The sequence below is a fragment of the Gilliamella sp. ESL0443 genome, from assembly GCF_019469165.1.
GTDB classification, from domain to species: domain Bacteria; phylum Pseudomonadota; class Gammaproteobacteria; order Enterobacterales; family Orbaceae; genus Gilliamella; species Gilliamella apicola_E.
In genome coordinates this window covers 659,013-675,505 of the sequence record NZ_CP048263.1, presented here as the reverse complement: position 1 = coordinate 675,505, position 16,493 = coordinate 659,013, and the positions used below count along the sequence as shown (strand labels likewise).

Sequence of the window (16,493 nt, the reverse complement as noted above, 5' to 3'; positions counted from 1 at the left end):
GTATTTATAAATAAAAATTCCGCCAAATATATTGGCGGAATAATTAGTAACGTATATTAATATCTAATTAATTTTCTTCCTGCTTAGGATTTGAAATAGTCATGAAATCAGGTGATTGTCCTATAGCAAAACGGTCTGGACGATACATAGATTCTACATAAGGATAAGGAATCATGTAATCGCCAGTAGTTACTGCTCTAACTAAATACACTAAACGTTTTCGATATTTATTATTGCGCCCCACATAATTATTAATATTAACAGCGGCAACATATCTATCATCTCTATATTCTTGATATTTAATATTACTAGCATCATCATCTCCCATTAATTTAGCTATACTAGGAATTGATGATAAATTCACACTACTATTAGAAAGGTTTTGATTTTCAAGCTCTAGACCAGCTGGTAAGAAATCAACAACCAACGCATCATGAACTTGTTCTTTAGCTATTACATCTAAAACCACAACCATCATAGAACCTACATCTAAATCTGCTGGTGATATTTTATTACCCTGCAAATCATAATACGTACGACTGATGTTAAAGAAACCATCAGCTGAGGTTGGCGCTGGAGGTGTTTTAGAATAACCTGTTACAGAGAACTTAACATATAGTGGCTCATCTGATTCTGAATTATCAATCGATAACCCTTGGGTTAATTTATCAAAATCATATGAATGTGAAAATACTGAATCAACTTCATTAACTTTTCCATTCACTGATACCTTAAATTTATTACCACTTTTATGCTGTTCTAATGACCAACCAGCAATAAACAATGAATTTAATTCTTGTGTTGAGAAATATCGTTTACTGTTTAATAAATCTGATAAATTATACAGATAAGTACCTTGTTTATTCTGAGCTATTTTGTTTTCTATTAATAAAGATAGAATTAATGCTTCATCACGTATTTCACTACCGTAATTACCAAACCAGTGATTATTGTATTGATACGAAGTGCTAAAAACTAAAGGTAATAATTTTTCATAAACATTTTGATTACCATTTAATTTAGCAGCAACCGCTAGTTGAGCTATAGGTAATGGCGAATAGATAAATGACTTATCATTACTTATCTTGTCTGATAAATAATTTATCTCGTTACGCATTGCTGAGGTAACTTTATTTTGTTTAGTTAAAACCATTAATGCATAGGCTTTAATTGACAACTTAGAAAACTCAAAACTACGTGAATCTCCATAATAATCAAGATTATTATATGCAGACGTATCATAGATATATTGACCTAGGCGTGTCATTGCTGAATCAAGCGCTTTATCACTAACTTGATAACCTCGTTCTTTAGCTTGCAACAAGAAATCTGTTGCATAAACTGTCAACCAATGCTCTTCTTCACTATGACTATTCCATAGCCCAAAGCTACCATTATTTCGTTGCATTGATAAGATACGTGAAATACCTAATTGCACTTTTTTACGACGCATCTCATCTGAATCAGTTTTAATACCTAGTTCTGCGAGTTGTTTACTATTGGCATATAATGATGGGAATAAACCACTCGTTGTTTGTTCCAAGCAACCGTAAGGATATGCAAATAAATCTTTGATATATTGAGCAATATTTAACGGCGGCTGATTAGAAATGACCAATTGCCCTTCAACAGTGTTATCAATTAATCCTGTTAATGCATCGTTTGGTAATTCCCAATTATCATTGGCATCTAGTGCTAACACATAAGATCTCGTTGTTCCGGCATATGCAGGCCTTACGCCAATTGACCATGATCTTTCAATTTTAGTGTCAGAATTATCTTCAAGTAAAATACCTTTGACCGCTATTGTTACCGAACCAGTACCATAACCATAATCTGCAATAACAGGGATTTGAATGATATCTTTTTGTTTACTATCAAGTTTGACTGATATCGTTTTGGCTTCATTTTGATGAATCAAACCATTAGTCGATACTTCAACTTTCATATTTTGTGTTTTATCTGTCAAATTATGAAGATCTAACGCTAATACAGCGCGATCACCACCAGATAAGAATCGAGGAGTTGATAATTCAGCTATAACCGGAGCTGAAACTTTCATTTTTTTATCAGCTTTACCAAAACGATTATCATCCCATGCTTGAGCCATTATACGTAGCTCACCATTAAAATTAGGTAAAGGTAAATTAATAACACCTTCGCCATTGTCATCTAATTGAATGGTTTTGAGTTGTTGTGCAACAATTAGAACTTCATTTGACGGTTTTTTACCGCCAGCACCCATCGCATCACCACCAAAGCTCATATTTACATTACGACCAGTAGCTTCAATTAAGCTGCCATAGACATCGTTAATATCTACATTAAAACGTTTACGTCCTAAAAACCAAGCATAAGGATCTGGTGTGACATAATCAGTGATATTTAAAACACCTGAATCAACAGCTGAAACCAATACAGTCACTTTTTTATCTTTTTGGACAGATGGCTTATCCATTTTAATTTTAATTGGCACAACAGTTTCAGGTTCTACTTGTACCGGTGTATCAATTGTCACATTTAATTGACGATTAGACGTATCAATTGGTAAATAAAGTAAACCAATTGCTCGTTTAACTGTTTGCACGGAAGCATCAGTCGAAGGGCGAATAATCATAGCACTAATATAGACATCATGTCGCCCCCATTTTTCAATAGGAATTTCGACATCTAAACCTTCTTCACCCACCGTAATTGCTTTTTTCCAAATCGTCCCATCATTGGTTTCGAGAGAAATATAACCAGAACCCGCTACCGGTGCTTGAACATTAACTTTAGCGACATCGCCAGGATTATAAGATGGTTTATCAATACTTAACTTAACTTGGTCTGGACGTACTGATTTAGTACCATGAGTATTATCTTCCCAATCATAACCAACCCAGAATCTGAGACTTGATACGACTTTACTGTTTGTATCTACCACTTCAATTCGGTAAGCACCATAATCAGTAGGTTGATAGGTTATTTTTGTGGTACTGCCTGCCTCAATAGATAACTGATCTTCAGAAACCACAAATTCCTTCGAGTTGGAACTTTGACGCCAACCATCTTCCTCAGACCAAACCCAATAGTAATCATTACGCTCACGAACTAGTCTAGCTTTTAATGATTTTGTACCTAATTTTTCCCCATCCAAATCAACATAAGCGATTTCGAATTCAGCATTACTATTTATGTCTACAGTTGGACGCTCAAAATAATTATCGCTATTCCAATCATAATATTCTGAGTTTTCAAATAATGCTCGGATTGCCGGCAATTTAGGTGCAGGCCAAATAGTTTGTGTTGCATAACGCGTAACTGGTCTACCACCAGAATCTAGCAAACTAGCTTGTAAAACGACTTTTAGAGGTGATGAGCTTCCTGACCAATAATTATTCTCAATATTAATTTCAGTTAAACCATCGCTATCTAACTTTAACTCTAAAGAATCAAGTTCGCGATATGGATTTTCTTCAGTAGCTGATCCAATTTTGAAGTCATCTAATCCTGCAATGGTATCAACTTTCTTTAAATAAAGATTAGCATCTAAGCGATTACCAGATGCTGGCGCACCATATAAATACCAACCTTTTATATCAAAAGAAACATCTTCACTCTTAAGAATTGGACCATCAGATGAACTGTGTATTTCCATCGCCATACGTTCTGGCAAAAATTCTTCAACTTTGAAATTCCACTGGCGATAGTTATCATCACCTAAATTGAAACGAATTAACCAATTACCTGTTGCTGCATCAGCGGGGATAACAAATTGTTGTTGATATAAACCATTGGTATTCACACTGCTTTTTAGTTGATAAGTTTTGACAACTCGACCATTAGAAGAAAACACTTCAGCGACGATTGGTTGATCAGGTAATGGCTGTCCATCTGCATCACGTAATAGTGCATTAAAATAGACGGTTTCGTTCGGACGATAAAGGTCACGAGGGCCAAAAACAAATAATTGTTTTTGGTAGAAAGGTTTGCCCGATAAATTGAAATCAGTTAAATTAAGCGCAACACGATTAACCATCAAAAATGAAGTTTGCTCGCCATCGGTTGCAGTCAATACGCTATATGCCTTGTTGTTGCCATCGATTTCAACATAGCCATCTTTATCTGTCGTTGCCTTAATATTCTTACACTGCTTATTATTAGATTCGCATAATAATGTTAAATTAATATTAGCTAGTGGCTTACCGTTATCTAACGCATGAGTCGTTACCGCTAATTTACCATTATCATAACGATGATATGAAACCCCGATATTACTTATTGAAAATATTGTTGCAGGATTTGATTCATTATAAGTACCCGCTTCATTCATTACCGCAATATAAACACCTTCTTGATTAAGTTCAGAAACTGTAGAAAGGTTAACGATAATGGTTTCTTGAGCATTCGGTCTAGGATTAAGATCAAATCTTGAAGAATAAACTAAATCAGTATATTCACTCATACTTTGCGAACGCCAAATTGACAACATATCAATAAAACCATAATTATCAAGTAAAATAGGTAATTTTTCTGGCTTAATTTTGAAAAAGTTTATATCAACTTTATCAACATTGAGCGTATTAATCGGCAATCCACTCATGGATTTACTTGGTAATAAAAATCCAGTACTAGCAAAACCAACCATAGGTTGGCGATCTTGGGTGGTTATTTGAGCTTCATAAACAGATGACAAATGGCTATCATTAATCGCTGATAACATCTTATCGATAGTTAAAACCAATTTACGATTTGGCTGAAGGTAGCGAAGTTTTAATTCAAGGCCATTATCAGACAACTCCCAAGCGCCATCAACCACACCACTCTCTTTGTCAACCAATCTTAATAAATTTGAAAAATTCAATTTCGGATTGAGAGGGACAGAAAACGTCACGACTAATGTGCTTGAACCATCAATGATTAATTCTGAACTATCGAGAACTTTTAGATTTTTACCTTTATATTTTTCGATTAGTTCAGGTGTTGGATTAAATGGGTTATGAGATTGCGAATTTGTACTCGAATCATGCGTTGTATTACTGGTATTACTGGTATTATTTGTAGTTAATTCAGTTTTATTATTACTTACTGAATCTGTCGATTTATCTTTTTGATTATCACAAGCGCATAACGTCAAAAACAAACCCAACACAGCTAAGTGTTTTATCAATCTCATTGTTTCACCTAATCCTTTCTATTCCTGATAAAAATACTACTTATTTTTTTGTTCATATTATGCACTTTCACAAAAACTTTAGCAAAGAATCTTTATCAAGATTTTTAATTTTTTTTGAGATAATTAAATATTTTAAATTGGTAAAAAAAGTTGAGGAACGGGGTTTTTGAGAGGGGTTTTAGCATTTAGAACTTATCATAACGCTGATAAGCTCTAAATATTAACAATTATTCCGAATAATTAAGTAATTAATCAGGTTGTTATAGTGATTTTATAAGCAGTTTTTTTAAAATGAAATTCAAAATAATGCCATAAAGCGGTAAGAAGAATAATCCACAAATCAAAATTTTAAAACTATAGTCAATTGCGGCAATCTCGATCCAATGATTGGCCATAAATTCGTCGCTACTTTGATAAAAGGCAATGGCAAAAAAGACAATAGTATCAATACTATTACCTAACACCGCTGACGCCGAAGGCGCAACCCACCATGCTTTATTCTTACGTAAATAATTAAACACAGTGATATCCATCAATTGCCCAACTAAATAAGCGGCAAAACTGGCTAAAGCAATACGGAAAACAAAACTGTTAAAATCAGATAAAGCTGAAAATCCCAGCCAATGCCCTTCAAAAAACACAACCGAAATGGAATAAGAGAACAGTAATGCCGGTATCATAACGACAAAGATAATTTTTCTGGCAAGACTAGCACCAAATACCCGAATGGTTAAATCGGTGGTTAAAAAGATAAATGGAAAAGTAAATGCTCCCCATGTGGTATGAAAACCGAATATATCAAATGGGATTTGTACCAGATAATTGCTCGAAGCAATAACTAAAATATGAAAAAAAGAGAGCCAGCAAAGCGCTTTGCGCTGCTGAGCTGAATTGAATTTGTTCTGAAGTGTTTCAGAGTGAATATTCAAATACATATTCGTTTCCTTTTTTAAATGGGGTGAGAGAACCCATAATCTTTAACGTAAAAATGATGTAATTAAGGTTAAAAATGTCGGATAACCCGAATTTAATTACATCGATATCTAATATTTTTAAATTGTTATAAAAAAATGCTTTTTATATAAAATAAAAGCAATCAACCAACAAATCACGACAATGAATAAGGCATAGATAAAAGAACTGGGATAGTTTCCAAAATATTGCCCTAAAACCTTTGAATACAGAAATTGTCGCAAACTCAATGAATCAGAATGATAAACCAGCGTCATTCTACGCGTTATAATCGAAATAATACCGGCGATAACAAAAATGAATAAAGAATTCATGCCAAAGGGGATAAAACAATGAACGGCGTTTTTGTATTTTTTGATATCAATCAACCAAATTAATAAGGCAAATAAGACACAACCTATAGCACAAGTCACCAATACAAATGACGGTGACCAGATTTTTTTATTAATTGGGCAGATAAAACTCAAAATAAACCCTATTATTGAAAAAATTATCCCGTATTTAATCAAGATTTTTATTTTGTCGACATTAACATTAGTCGCAAATAATTGTTTGGCGATACAAAAACCGATAAGGACTTGAGCAATGGCCGGAAAGGTACTTAATATCCCTTCCGGTTCAAAATACATACCATTATCCAGATACATACGCTCTTCACCCAAAATCATTCTATCGACTTTAGCAATAATGTTGTTATTTTTTTGCTCAAACCCGTCGCCCAAATATAAGATGAAAAAATAAAACAGTAATATTTGAACGATCAGAACAGGCAAATATTTTCTATCAAAACATAAAATAATAAGAGAAGAAAACAAATAACAGATCGCTAAACGTTGTAAAATGCCCATAATTCGGATTTGATCTATACAAGACAAAGATTCAACCATCCGCTCATGAAACGGCAGCCAATTAAAATACTTATACAAAGCAAGAAAACCCGAAAACCAAGCAATCAATAATCCAATAGCAAAAATAATCAGTGTTCTTTTTAAGATTTTAATTAGCAGAATTTTATTAAGCTTAAAATCTAATTTATTTAGGGAAATATAAGTCGACACTCCCATAATAAACATAAATAAAGGAAAGATGAGATCGGCAAAAGTCAGCCCGTTCCATTTAGCATGCCTAAGTAAAGGATAAATAGCATTTGGCGACCCTGGATTATTCACTAAAATCATTCCTGCAATGGTCATTCCTCTCAATACATCCAATGAGACTAATCGTTGATGATTGTCAGACATGCATTTCCCCTTTAAATAATACTATTTAGAGCTATGGGTTAGATACTGATTTAACCCTTTTTCACGTAAGTCGCAACTAGGACATTTACCACATCCCCCCTCTACCCCATAATAACAAGTGTGAGTGTGTAGCCGAATATAATCAAGATAACCAAGTTTATCAGCCATTTCCCATGTTTGCGCTTTAGTCAGATACATTAATGGGGTAATGATGTTAAACGTGTAATCCAATGCTAAATTCATCGAAACATTCATGGATTTAATAAAGATATCTCGACAATCCGGATAACCACTAAAATCGGTTTCACATACGCCAATAATGATATCTTTAATACTGTGCTGTTTGGCATAACACCCGGCTAACAATAAAAATAGCATATTACGCCCGTCAACAAAGGTATTCGGATAATTCCCTTCTTGAGCTGATTTAATTTCTTGCGAGTCATCAACCAAGGCATTATTAGTTGTTTGTTTGATCACTGAAGTGTCAATGACGGTTTGCTTTACACCAAGATCGTCAGCAATCCATTTGGCTTTTTCAAGCTCAATGGCATGTCGTTGACCATATTGAAAGCTGATTGTTTCAACGTTTTCACGCCCATAATCAGCAATGGCTTGCAGTAAACAGGTAGTAGAATCTTGCCCACCAGAAAATATCACTAGTGCTTTACGATTTTGCATTTTTAACTGTTCCGATTTAATTTGTGTACGAAAAGAATTAACGATTATCGACTTTTTCAGGATAAAGATCGTGATTAGCTAAACGATTTAGCGCAATTTGTTCCCAGTTAGTACCAGGTTTACCGTAATTAGCATAAGGGTCGATAGAGATACCACCACGTGGTGTAAATTTCCCCCAAACCTCAATATATTTAGGATCCATTAATTTAATCAGATCTTTCATAATGATATTAATGCAATCTTCATGATAATCACCATGATTACGAAAGCTAAATAAATAGAGTTTGAGCGATTTACTTTCCACCATCTTTATATTGGGGACATACGAAATATAAATCGTTGCAAAATCAGGTTGACCAGTGATAGGACAAAGGCTGGTAAATTCCGGGCAATTAAATTTAACAAAATAATCATTACCGGGGTGTTTATTATCAAAGGTTTCTAAAATATTAGGACAATAGTCAGTTGGATAGCGAACAGATTGGTCGCCAAGTAGTGTAATGTTGCTCATTAAATTTTCCTTAGTTTTTTAGCGTGGGAGGTTCACGAACCACGTAATAAGGCGCACACCTTACTCTTTTTAGGCAGAAAAGTCTAGTTTAAGCACATTATCTTTTATCAATAAAAAAGCACCATTAACGCTCGATTAATGGTGCTTATCTAACAAAAAAGTTGAGGAAGGCACTTTTTTGCGTTTAACTTTACTCTATTTGCTAGTCATTTGTTTGTAATAATCAGCAAGTTTATCTTTAGCATCAGATAACTCTTTTTCAGCATCATTTAATTTAGCTTTTAATGCATCAATTTTATCTTGATTTGCATTGAGTTTGTCTTTTGCATATTCTTTAGTCTTTTCTGCTAATTCTTTAGTTTTATCAGTAACATCTTTAGTTTTTTCAACCACTAATCTTTTATATTTTTCTTCTAATGTTTCATCTTTACAATTGGTATTAACTTCTTGAAGTGCTTTTTCAAGACCTGCAACTTCATTAGCATTATTGGCATTCTTAGCTTGATCTATTTTAGTTTGGATTGCTTGTTTTTTACCGTCACAATTTAACCCTTGGTATTCATCATTATTTGTTGCATAACTGTTTACAGAAAATGCAGTAACTAAAGTGATAATGCTTAACTTACTTAATAACCTAATTGCTGATTTCATATTGATTCCCCTAAGTTTATTTTCTTAATTGAACACAATCTACTTTATGATCTTTACCTTTGGTTAAAATCAAACTTGCTCGTTCCCGTGTTGGCAGGATATTTTCGATCAAGTTCAATTCATTAATTTCTCGCCAAAGGCGGTTAGCAATATTCACAGCCTCTTCCTCGGGAAGCTTAGAATAGTGGTTAAAGTAAGAGTTAGGATCACTAAATGCCCCAGCTCTAAATTTTAAAAATCGATTCACATACCAATCGTGTAATAAGGGTAATTGTGCATCGACATATATTGAAAAGTCTACATAATCGGAAACAAACACCCGATTGTTAGCCTGTGTATAATTTATGGTGCCTTGTAAAACATTTAATCCTTCAAGAATTAAAATATCTGGACTGTCGATAGTAATCTGTTCGTCTTTAACAATATCGTAAACCAAATGAGAATAAACGGGTGCTTTAACTTCTGACTGACCTGACTTTACATCAGCAACAAAATTAATTAACTTTTTGATATCATAAGATTGAGGAAATCCTTTCTTATTCATGATACCACGTTCTTCAAGATAACGATTGGGATATAAAAAGCCATCGGTCGTTACTAACGCAACTTTACGATGTTCCGGCCAACGAGTTAATAATGCTTGTAAGACACGAGCTGTGGTGCTTTTACCAACAGCAACACTACCAGCAATACCGATAACATAAGGTATTTTCTGACTTTTACCTAGAAACTTTGATAAGACTGCCTGACGGCTAAAACTATTGCTTATATAGTAATTGAGTAATCGAGATAAAGGCAAGTAAATTTCACTTACTTCATCCATAGACAAATCTTCATTAATTCCTTGTAACGAGGTTAATTCTTCAGCAGTTAAAGTCATCGGTACCGCATTACGCAAGCCAGCCCACTCTTGTCGGGTAAATTGCATATAAGGGCTCAAATGATTTTTCATGTTTTATTTGCTCAATATTTAAAAATTATTTGGCTCAGATTATACTAAATCTATTTTTTTACAATCATAAATTCGCATTAACTTCTGCTCATAGCTATATTAATGACTTGCTGGTAAAATATGTTTAAGTAAATTTATAACCAGATATTAAATTGAGATTGTATGTTAAAAAATAAATCGAAAAAAAACCGTCAAGAGATTAATGAAGAGTCTCGAGAACTTAAGCGCAAACGTAAACATAAAGGTTTACCTAGTGGTTCTCGTTTTAACGGCAAACAAAACAATAAAAAAACGTCAAATATCATTAAAGATCCGCGAATTGGTAGTAAAAAACCAATTTCATTAGTGCAAACGGATGATCCAATTATAAAAGTTAATCAACCTAAAAAGGTCAAATTAACACCAGAACAAGAATTAGACCAGCTTGAAAATGATACTAAACTTGACCATTTACTTGATTTAGTTGAGCAAGGCAAAACATTGACTAATGAACAACAATCTTATCTTGATAATAAACTAGATCGCATTGATCAACTGATGAAACAATTAGGTTATGAAGATAATGATTTTGATGACGAGTTAGAAGAGCCTAAAGAAGATATTGTCAGCTTACTTAAACGTAATTAAGTTAGATTTATTTAATATGAACTAGAAATTTATAATTTCATTTTCCAAATAATGTCAATAAAGAGTCATTAACAATGCCAATATTTATTATGCTCGGTTTATATTTGGGATTATTTATCTGCACATTATTGTATTTGAAAAAAATCAATCGTATTAAAATTAAAACGCAAATTAAAAAGCGTAGTAAAGCAAAATGTGATGGAAACAACAATGTCAAAAGCAGGATTAAATAAAAACAATATGATTCAATCTCAGCTATGGGACCAAGCGTTAATAGAAAAGTATAACTATTCCGGCCCAAGATATACTTCATATCCAACTGCGCTTGAATTTAATGAGCAGTTCACTGAACAAAACTTTCTTTCAGCTGCCACACGTTATCCTGAACGTTCATTATCACTATATGTCCACATTCCGTTTTGCCATAAACTTTGTTACTTTTGCGGTTGTAATAAACTTATTACCCGGCAAACCCATAAAGTTACCCAGTATCTCGATATACTAGATATTGAAATTGCTAAACGGTCAGAATTATTCAAAAATCGTATTGTAAGCCAAATGCATTGGGGCGGAGGCACTCCTACTTTTTTGACTGATGATGAAATGACACGATTAATCACATCAATCAGACAACACTTTAACTTTACTCAAGATGCTGAATTATCAATTGAAATAGACCCCAGAGAAATCAGTACACAAACAATCGATCATCTTTCTGAACTAGGCTTTAATCGGTTAAGTATGGGAATTCAAGATTTCAATCATGAAATTCAGAATCTAATTAACCGAGAACAAGATGAAAATTTAATCCGCTCGTTGATTGCTCAAGCACGAAAAAATAATTTTCGATCAATTAGCCTCGATTTAATTTATGGATTACCTAAACAGACCGTTGAAAGTTTTACCGAAACTTTAAATAAAGTTATTGATATTTCACCCGATAGATTAAGCGTTTTTAATTATGCCCATTTGCCTAGTCGTTTTGCTGCGCAACGTAAAATCAAAGATTATGATTTACCTAACGCTAATCAAAAATTAAAGATCTTACAAACTAGTATAGAAAAATTAACTCAAGCCGGTTATCAATTTATCGGTATGGATCATTTTGCCAAACCAACCGATGAGTTGGCTATTGCTCAACAAGAAAATAAATTGCATCGTAACTTTCAAGGATACACAACTAAAGGAGATTCAGATTTATTGGGTCTTGGTGTGTCAGCTATTAGTATGTTGGGTGATAGTTATGCACAGAACCATAAAGATCTAAAAAATTATCAAACTTTAGTTAAACAACAAGGTAATGGTTTATGGAAAGGATTTACCTTAAATCAAGATGACAAAATAAGAAGAGACATCATTAAGCAACTTATTTGCCATTTTTACCTTGATAAAAAACAAATTGAACAACTTTATGCGATTAAATTTGATGACTATTTTACTGAAGATTTAAAACTATTAGCACCATTGGAACAAGATGGTTTAGTCTTAATTGGTAAAGATAGCATCGTAGTCCAACCTAAAGGGCATTTGCTTATTCGAAATATTTGTATGTGTTTTGATATTTATATGCGACGATTGGTTCGACAACATCAATTTTCACGCGTGATCTAGTTCACTCTACTCACGCATGAATATTTGATTATCATTACTTATTAATGACTGGCTAAATAGACTTTAAATTTTGTTGTTTGGGCAATAATTTCAACACTTTTAAAGGTTTCATCCAAAATCGATTGATAAGGCAAAAATGAATTTGCCACAATACAAAGATAACCATTTAATTTTAAGTGTTTTTTAGCCTCTTTAATCATTTTGTTTACTGCAGTATAACTTGTCTCTTTACCATCATGAAAAGGTGGATTAGAGATGATTAAGTGAAATTTATCGTTGATATCTGAAAATACATCACTAGCAATAACATTTGCAGAAAGATTATTACAAGCTAACGTAGCTTTGCTTGATTCTAACGCCATACTGCTGACATCGGTTAATGTTAAACTTATATCTTGATATAACTTACCTAAAACTGTTGATAATATGCCTGAGCCACAGCCAACATCTAGGATATTACCTTTAATAATATCACTCTGTTCCATCAAGGCATTTAACAGAAGCTCACTACCCGCATCTAATCCTTTTTGGCTAAATACACCTGGTAAGCTTTTAATTTCGATATCTTGGTTTTCAATGGTTAAATGATAACTAAGCCACCACTCTTTTAATTCAAAAGCTAAACGGCTATCAGCACGATAATGATACAGACCACATCGCCTTGCACTATCTATTTTTTGTATAGAGCCAAAATCAGCTAATAATCCTTCAACACTTTTTACACCAGTCCGATTTTCACCAATAATAAAAATATCACTCTCTTTAGGCATATTATTTAATAAAAATGATAACTGAAATTGTGCTTCACTCTTAGTTTTAGGCCAATAATATATGAGTGTGTTAACATTGTTATAAAAAGACTCGTCAGGATAGAGCGAAAAATTGGTACTTTCAGCTCGTTTCGAGTGTTTAAAATTTAAAAATGTGTGATACTGCGAGCAGTGAATCTTAACCAAATTAGCTGATATAACAGCTGGGTAATTATCTTGGATATCACCTGCAATAAGAATATTTTTATCATCAAAAAAGGATTGATGACGTTCAAGTACTTGGCTAGCAGGAGTAAGTGTGGATATTGCCATAATGCCTCAATGAAAAACCTTTATAAATTGAAGCGAAGATTATACAATTAACTTTCTTTAATCCCTAATAAAAACAGTAATCCGACAATGACAGCAACTGATTGGTATCTAAAGCAATGTGATATTACCCAATATGTTTTACGCAATTCTGCCGTTTTTCAAGGTGAAGTTGCTACACATATCGACGATAAAATTCGTTTAATCGTCGTTGCTAAAAAGCAACCAACACAAAAAATTTATTATGATATTTTAAAAGCCATTGAGTTAACTGAAGAGCAAGTTTTATTTCTTACGCCTTCGCAATTAATAATACCGGCAGATGAAGTAAAAGTTATAACTTGGTTTATTGACATAAAAAGCCATGAACAATGGCAAAATAAATTAACGATTAAAACCAGCGATTTAGTTTCGCTAGCCAAAGATCCACAACAAAAGCGACAGCTTTGGCTACAATTATGTGAATATGAAAACGATTTCCATCCTAAATGAAAATGATCTAGCAGAAGCCTATGAGTTAGAGCGATTATGCTACCCTATTCCTTGGTCTAAAGAGACTTTCTTTTCAAATCAAGGAGAACGTTATTTAAACCTTAAAATAACCATTGATAATAAAATTGTAGGCTTTTGTATTTGCCAACAAGTAGCTGATGAAGCAAGTTTATTTAATATTGCCATACATCCTAAATACCGGAATCAAGGGTTAGCAAAAACATTATTAAACCAGTTGATTAATGATTTAATGGCAATGCCAAGTAAAATTTCGACAATCTGGTTAGAAGTAAGAAAATCAAATTCGCCAGCACTTGAGTTATATCACTCAATAGGGTTCAATCAAATAACTATTAGAAAAAATTATTACCCAACCACCGATGGTAATAAAGAAGATGCAATTATTATGGCTTATACTTTAGCGTTATAAAATGTTTTAATGGGAGTAATAATGTTCACAGCACTGTTATTTGTAAATGGCGAACCACCTAAAAATCTACCTTCCCATTTAGGTAATTATAATTATATCGCATGTACTGACGGTGCATATCATAGTTATCTATCTAAATCTTCAATTAAACCAGATTTTATAATCGGTGATTTAGATAGCATTAACTCCAATATGACGATTCCCGATAAAACCCAAATCATTCATACACCAGATCAATCTAAAACTGACTTTGAAAAAGCGTTGTTGTTTTTAAATAGTAAAGGAGTCACATCATTTACCATATATGGTGCATCAGGACGAGCCAGTGACCACTTTCTAGGTAACTTATCGGTTGCTATGCAATATCATCAACAATTAAAAATGCTGTTTTATGATGATTATTGTCACTTTTTCTTCGCAACTAATCATCAAATTATCCGTCATGTTAAATACCATATTATTTCATTAATGCCTCTATCCAAAGTTACAGGGTTAACTATAACCGGTTTTGAATACCCATTACATAATCAAACTTTATCTTTAGGTAGTTTTACTAGTCTACGTAATAAAGCTATTAATGACACTATCGAAATTTCTTTTAATGCTGGTGATTTATTGATTTTTGTTCAAAATTAAAACTGTTTAGATTGACATCAACTTACATTGCTTTACAATATTGTGACGTTTTATTAGCGCTTTTTTTAAAGGAACAGCCCATGCTATTCAAAAAACTTACTGTGATTGCTTGTTCTTCGCTCATGTCTTGCATAGCTTTTGCTCAAGACAATAAAGCAAGTGTAACAGATAAGATAGTTGATACTTTTCTTGCATGTGATAATCAATTTTTCCAAAATCTAGCTGAAAATAAAAAAACATTTAGCGAGTATGTTGATTTAACCACAAAAGATAATGTGACATTTATTCCTGTAGAATCCATTTATCAACAAGATAAAAATAAAGTTATTTTTAAAAAACCAATTAAATATCGTGGTTTAACTATTACTGGATACCAAGACATATATATTCCAACAAATTTATCTGGAAAATATTATTATTGGGGTTTTATTTTTGATAATAGCCAAGAAGAAATTATCAATGCATTAAAAAATGTAAAATGGTCAAATTATAATACAAATGTTTATATTGCTAATGCTAAAATTTATGATCGCAATGCTAAATCCCCTGAATGGGAAGATAACCTTTATGCAATTGATGGCGTAGTACCAAGACTTGGGACAATTGAAAAATCTCTATATTTAGAGAACATAGACAACAACTATAATCGCGTTCTTTGCTCTATTCAGGGGGATTTAAAGAAAGATATTCTTTATAAAGATCGTCCAGATATAAAGCTATTTGATGAACAGATAAAAAAAGAACAGCAAGAAAAGATCGAAGCTTATAAATTAAAAAAAGAACAAGAAAAAAATAATGCAACACAAGAATCAAGTGAAGGCAAGAGCTCAAAAGAGGGAGATAACATTTAAATGAAAAAATTATGCTTAGTCTTAATTCTTTTTTCTTTTGCAACTATAAGCTATGCAACAGATGAAAAGCTACCACTTACTGAAGAAGAGAAAGCTACTCAAGCAAAAGAAATTAAGGAAATGTTGAGCAATCCTAAAATCGGTGAGCAATTTACGCCTATTTCTAAAAATGATGAAGATAATAAGGTTGGTTACTCATTCCTTGATAAAAAATCGATAAAGTTACACCCGTTTAATCCTCGAATTCGTGTCTTTAAAGAAGTGATCAATTATACTCCTGCATTAGTACAAAACATTGATAATGTGAAAACCCCCTATCGCACTATTGTCGTTAACTATTATGCTAATTGTGACAAAAAAGAAATTGCTAAAGGACAACTTGATCTAGTTGAAAAGAACTTCGCAGAGGGTAAATTAATTAATAATATTAATATTCCAAATCGCTGGATGAGAGCCGAAAAAAATGACGAAAATTATAAATTATTAATAATGGTTTGTTCATTACCTCTCAATCAGTAACACTTAATTTGCTCTCGCCACCTAGCTGTGGCGGAGTCTCTCTATTTATGCTACTATTCCTATATTAATTGCTCAATATAAT

General features: G+C 32.9%; 15 protein-coding genes and 1 riboswitch. Of the genes, 7 read left to right on the top strand and 8 right to left on the bottom strand.

Features of this window, described 5'->3' with window-relative positions; translation table 11 throughout:
- Positions 1-67: 67 nt before the first annotated feature.
- The 7 genes from GYM76_RS03070 to coaA form a co-directional block, all read right to left on the bottom strand.
- The gene (locus GYM76_RS03070; RefSeq protein WP_220225850.1) at positions 68-5,158 is read right to left on the bottom strand and encodes an alpha-2-macroglobulin; all 5,091 of its coding nucleotides are present in this window, start codon (positions 5,156-5,158) and stop codon (positions 68-70) included.
- Between the two features lie 260 nt (positions 5,159-5,418).
- Positions 5,419-6,093 carry a 7-cyano-7-deazaguanine/7-aminomethyl-7-deazaguanine transporter gene (locus GYM76_RS03065; RefSeq protein WP_220225849.1) on the bottom strand — a complete coding sequence of 225 codons (675 nt, stop codon included), beginning with the start codon at positions 6,091-6,093 and terminating at the stop codon, positions 5,419-5,421.
- A 117-nt stretch (positions 6,094-6,210) separates the two neighbouring features.
- Positions 6,211-7,371 (bottom strand): acyltransferase family protein, encoded by a 1,161-nt coding sequence (locus tag GYM76_RS03060; protein ID WP_220225848.1) that lies wholly within the window; start codon positions 7,369-7,371, stop codon positions 6,211-6,213.
- A 21-nt stretch (positions 7,372-7,392) separates the two neighbouring features.
- Positions 7,393-8,073 (bottom strand): 7-cyano-7-deazaguanine synthase QueC, encoded by a 681-nt coding sequence (gene queC, locus GYM76_RS03055; protein WP_255561403.1) that lies wholly within the window; start codon positions 8,071-8,073, stop codon positions 7,393-7,395.
- Positions 8,074-8,089: 16 nt separating this feature from the next.
- Positions 8,090-8,563, bottom strand: coding sequence for a preQ(1) synthase (queF, locus tag GYM76_RS03050; protein WP_065563118.1), 474 nt, complete (start codon positions 8,561-8,563; stop codon positions 8,090-8,092).
- A 4-nt stretch (positions 8,564-8,567) separates the two neighbouring features.
- Positions 8,568-8,612: riboswitch (PreQ1 riboswitch) on the bottom strand.
- Positions 8,613-8,758: 146 nt separating this feature from the next.
- A complete protein-coding gene (locus tag GYM76_RS03045; protein ID WP_065563119.1) occupies positions 8,759-9,214 on the bottom strand; it encodes a DUF1090 family protein in 456 nt (151 codons plus the stop codon).
- 16 nt (positions 9,215-9,230) lie between these two features.
- The gene (gene coaA / locus GYM76_RS03040; RefSeq protein ID WP_220225846.1) at positions 9,231-10,166 is read right to left on the bottom strand and encodes a type I pantothenate kinase; all 936 of its coding nucleotides are present in this window, start codon (positions 10,164-10,166) and stop codon (positions 9,231-9,233) included.
- A gap of 162 nt (positions 10,167-10,328) precedes the next feature.
- On the opposite strand from coaA, the gene yihI reads away from it, so the two are divergent.
- Together yihI and hemN are read left to right on the top strand one after the other, a co-directional pair.
- Entirely contained in the window at positions 10,329-10,793 is a 465-nt protein-coding gene (gene yihI, locus GYM76_RS03035) for a Der GTPase-activating protein YihI (RefSeq protein WP_220225845.1), read from the top strand.
- 240 nt (positions 10,794-11,033) lie between these two features.
- Complete coding sequence (hemN, locus tag GYM76_RS03030; RefSeq protein ID WP_370632605.1) at positions 11,034-12,404, top strand: oxygen-independent coproporphyrinogen III oxidase; 1,371 nt, start codon at positions 11,034-11,036, stop codon at positions 12,402-12,404.
- A 41-nt stretch (positions 12,405-12,445) separates the two neighbouring features.
- Here the strand turns inward: hemN and rsmC are convergent, their stop codons facing one another.
- Positions 12,446-13,480, bottom strand: coding sequence for a 16S rRNA (guanine(1207)-N(2))-methyltransferase RsmC (gene rsmC, locus GYM76_RS03025; RefSeq protein WP_370632604.1), 1,035 nt, complete (start codon positions 13,478-13,480; stop codon positions 12,446-12,448).
- Positions 13,481-13,573: 93 nt separating this feature from the next.
- Between rsmC and GYM76_RS03020 the strand changes: the two genes are divergently transcribed.
- From GYM76_RS03020 to GYM76_RS03000, 5 genes are all read left to right on the top strand, one after another.
- A complete protein-coding gene (locus GYM76_RS03020) occupies positions 13,574-13,975 on the top strand; it encodes a DNA polymerase III subunit psi (RefSeq protein ID WP_220225842.1) in 402 nt (133 codons plus the stop codon).
- Positions 13,950-14,405 carry a ribosomal protein S18-alanine N-acetyltransferase gene (gene rimI / locus GYM76_RS03015; protein ID WP_220225841.1) on the top strand — a complete coding sequence of 152 codons (456 nt, stop codon included), beginning with the start codon at positions 13,950-13,952 and terminating at the stop codon, positions 14,403-14,405. The genes GYM76_RS03020 and rimI overlap by 26 nt, the downstream gene beginning before the upstream one ends.
- Before the next feature lie 21 nt (positions 14,406-14,426).
- Positions 14,427-15,041 carry a thiamine diphosphokinase gene (locus GYM76_RS03010; RefSeq protein ID WP_220225840.1) on the top strand — a complete coding sequence of 205 codons (615 nt, stop codon included), beginning with the start codon at positions 14,427-14,429 and terminating at the stop codon, positions 15,039-15,041.
- 80 nt (positions 15,042-15,121) lie between these two features.
- Complete coding sequence (locus GYM76_RS03005) at positions 15,122-15,892, top strand: hypothetical protein (protein WP_220225839.1); 771 nt, start codon at positions 15,122-15,124, stop codon at positions 15,890-15,892.
- A complete protein-coding gene (locus GYM76_RS03000) occupies positions 15,893-16,411 on the top strand; it encodes a surface-adhesin E family protein (protein WP_220225838.1) in 519 nt (172 codons plus the stop codon).
- The last annotated feature ends 82 nt before the right edge of the window (positions 16,412-16,493 follow it).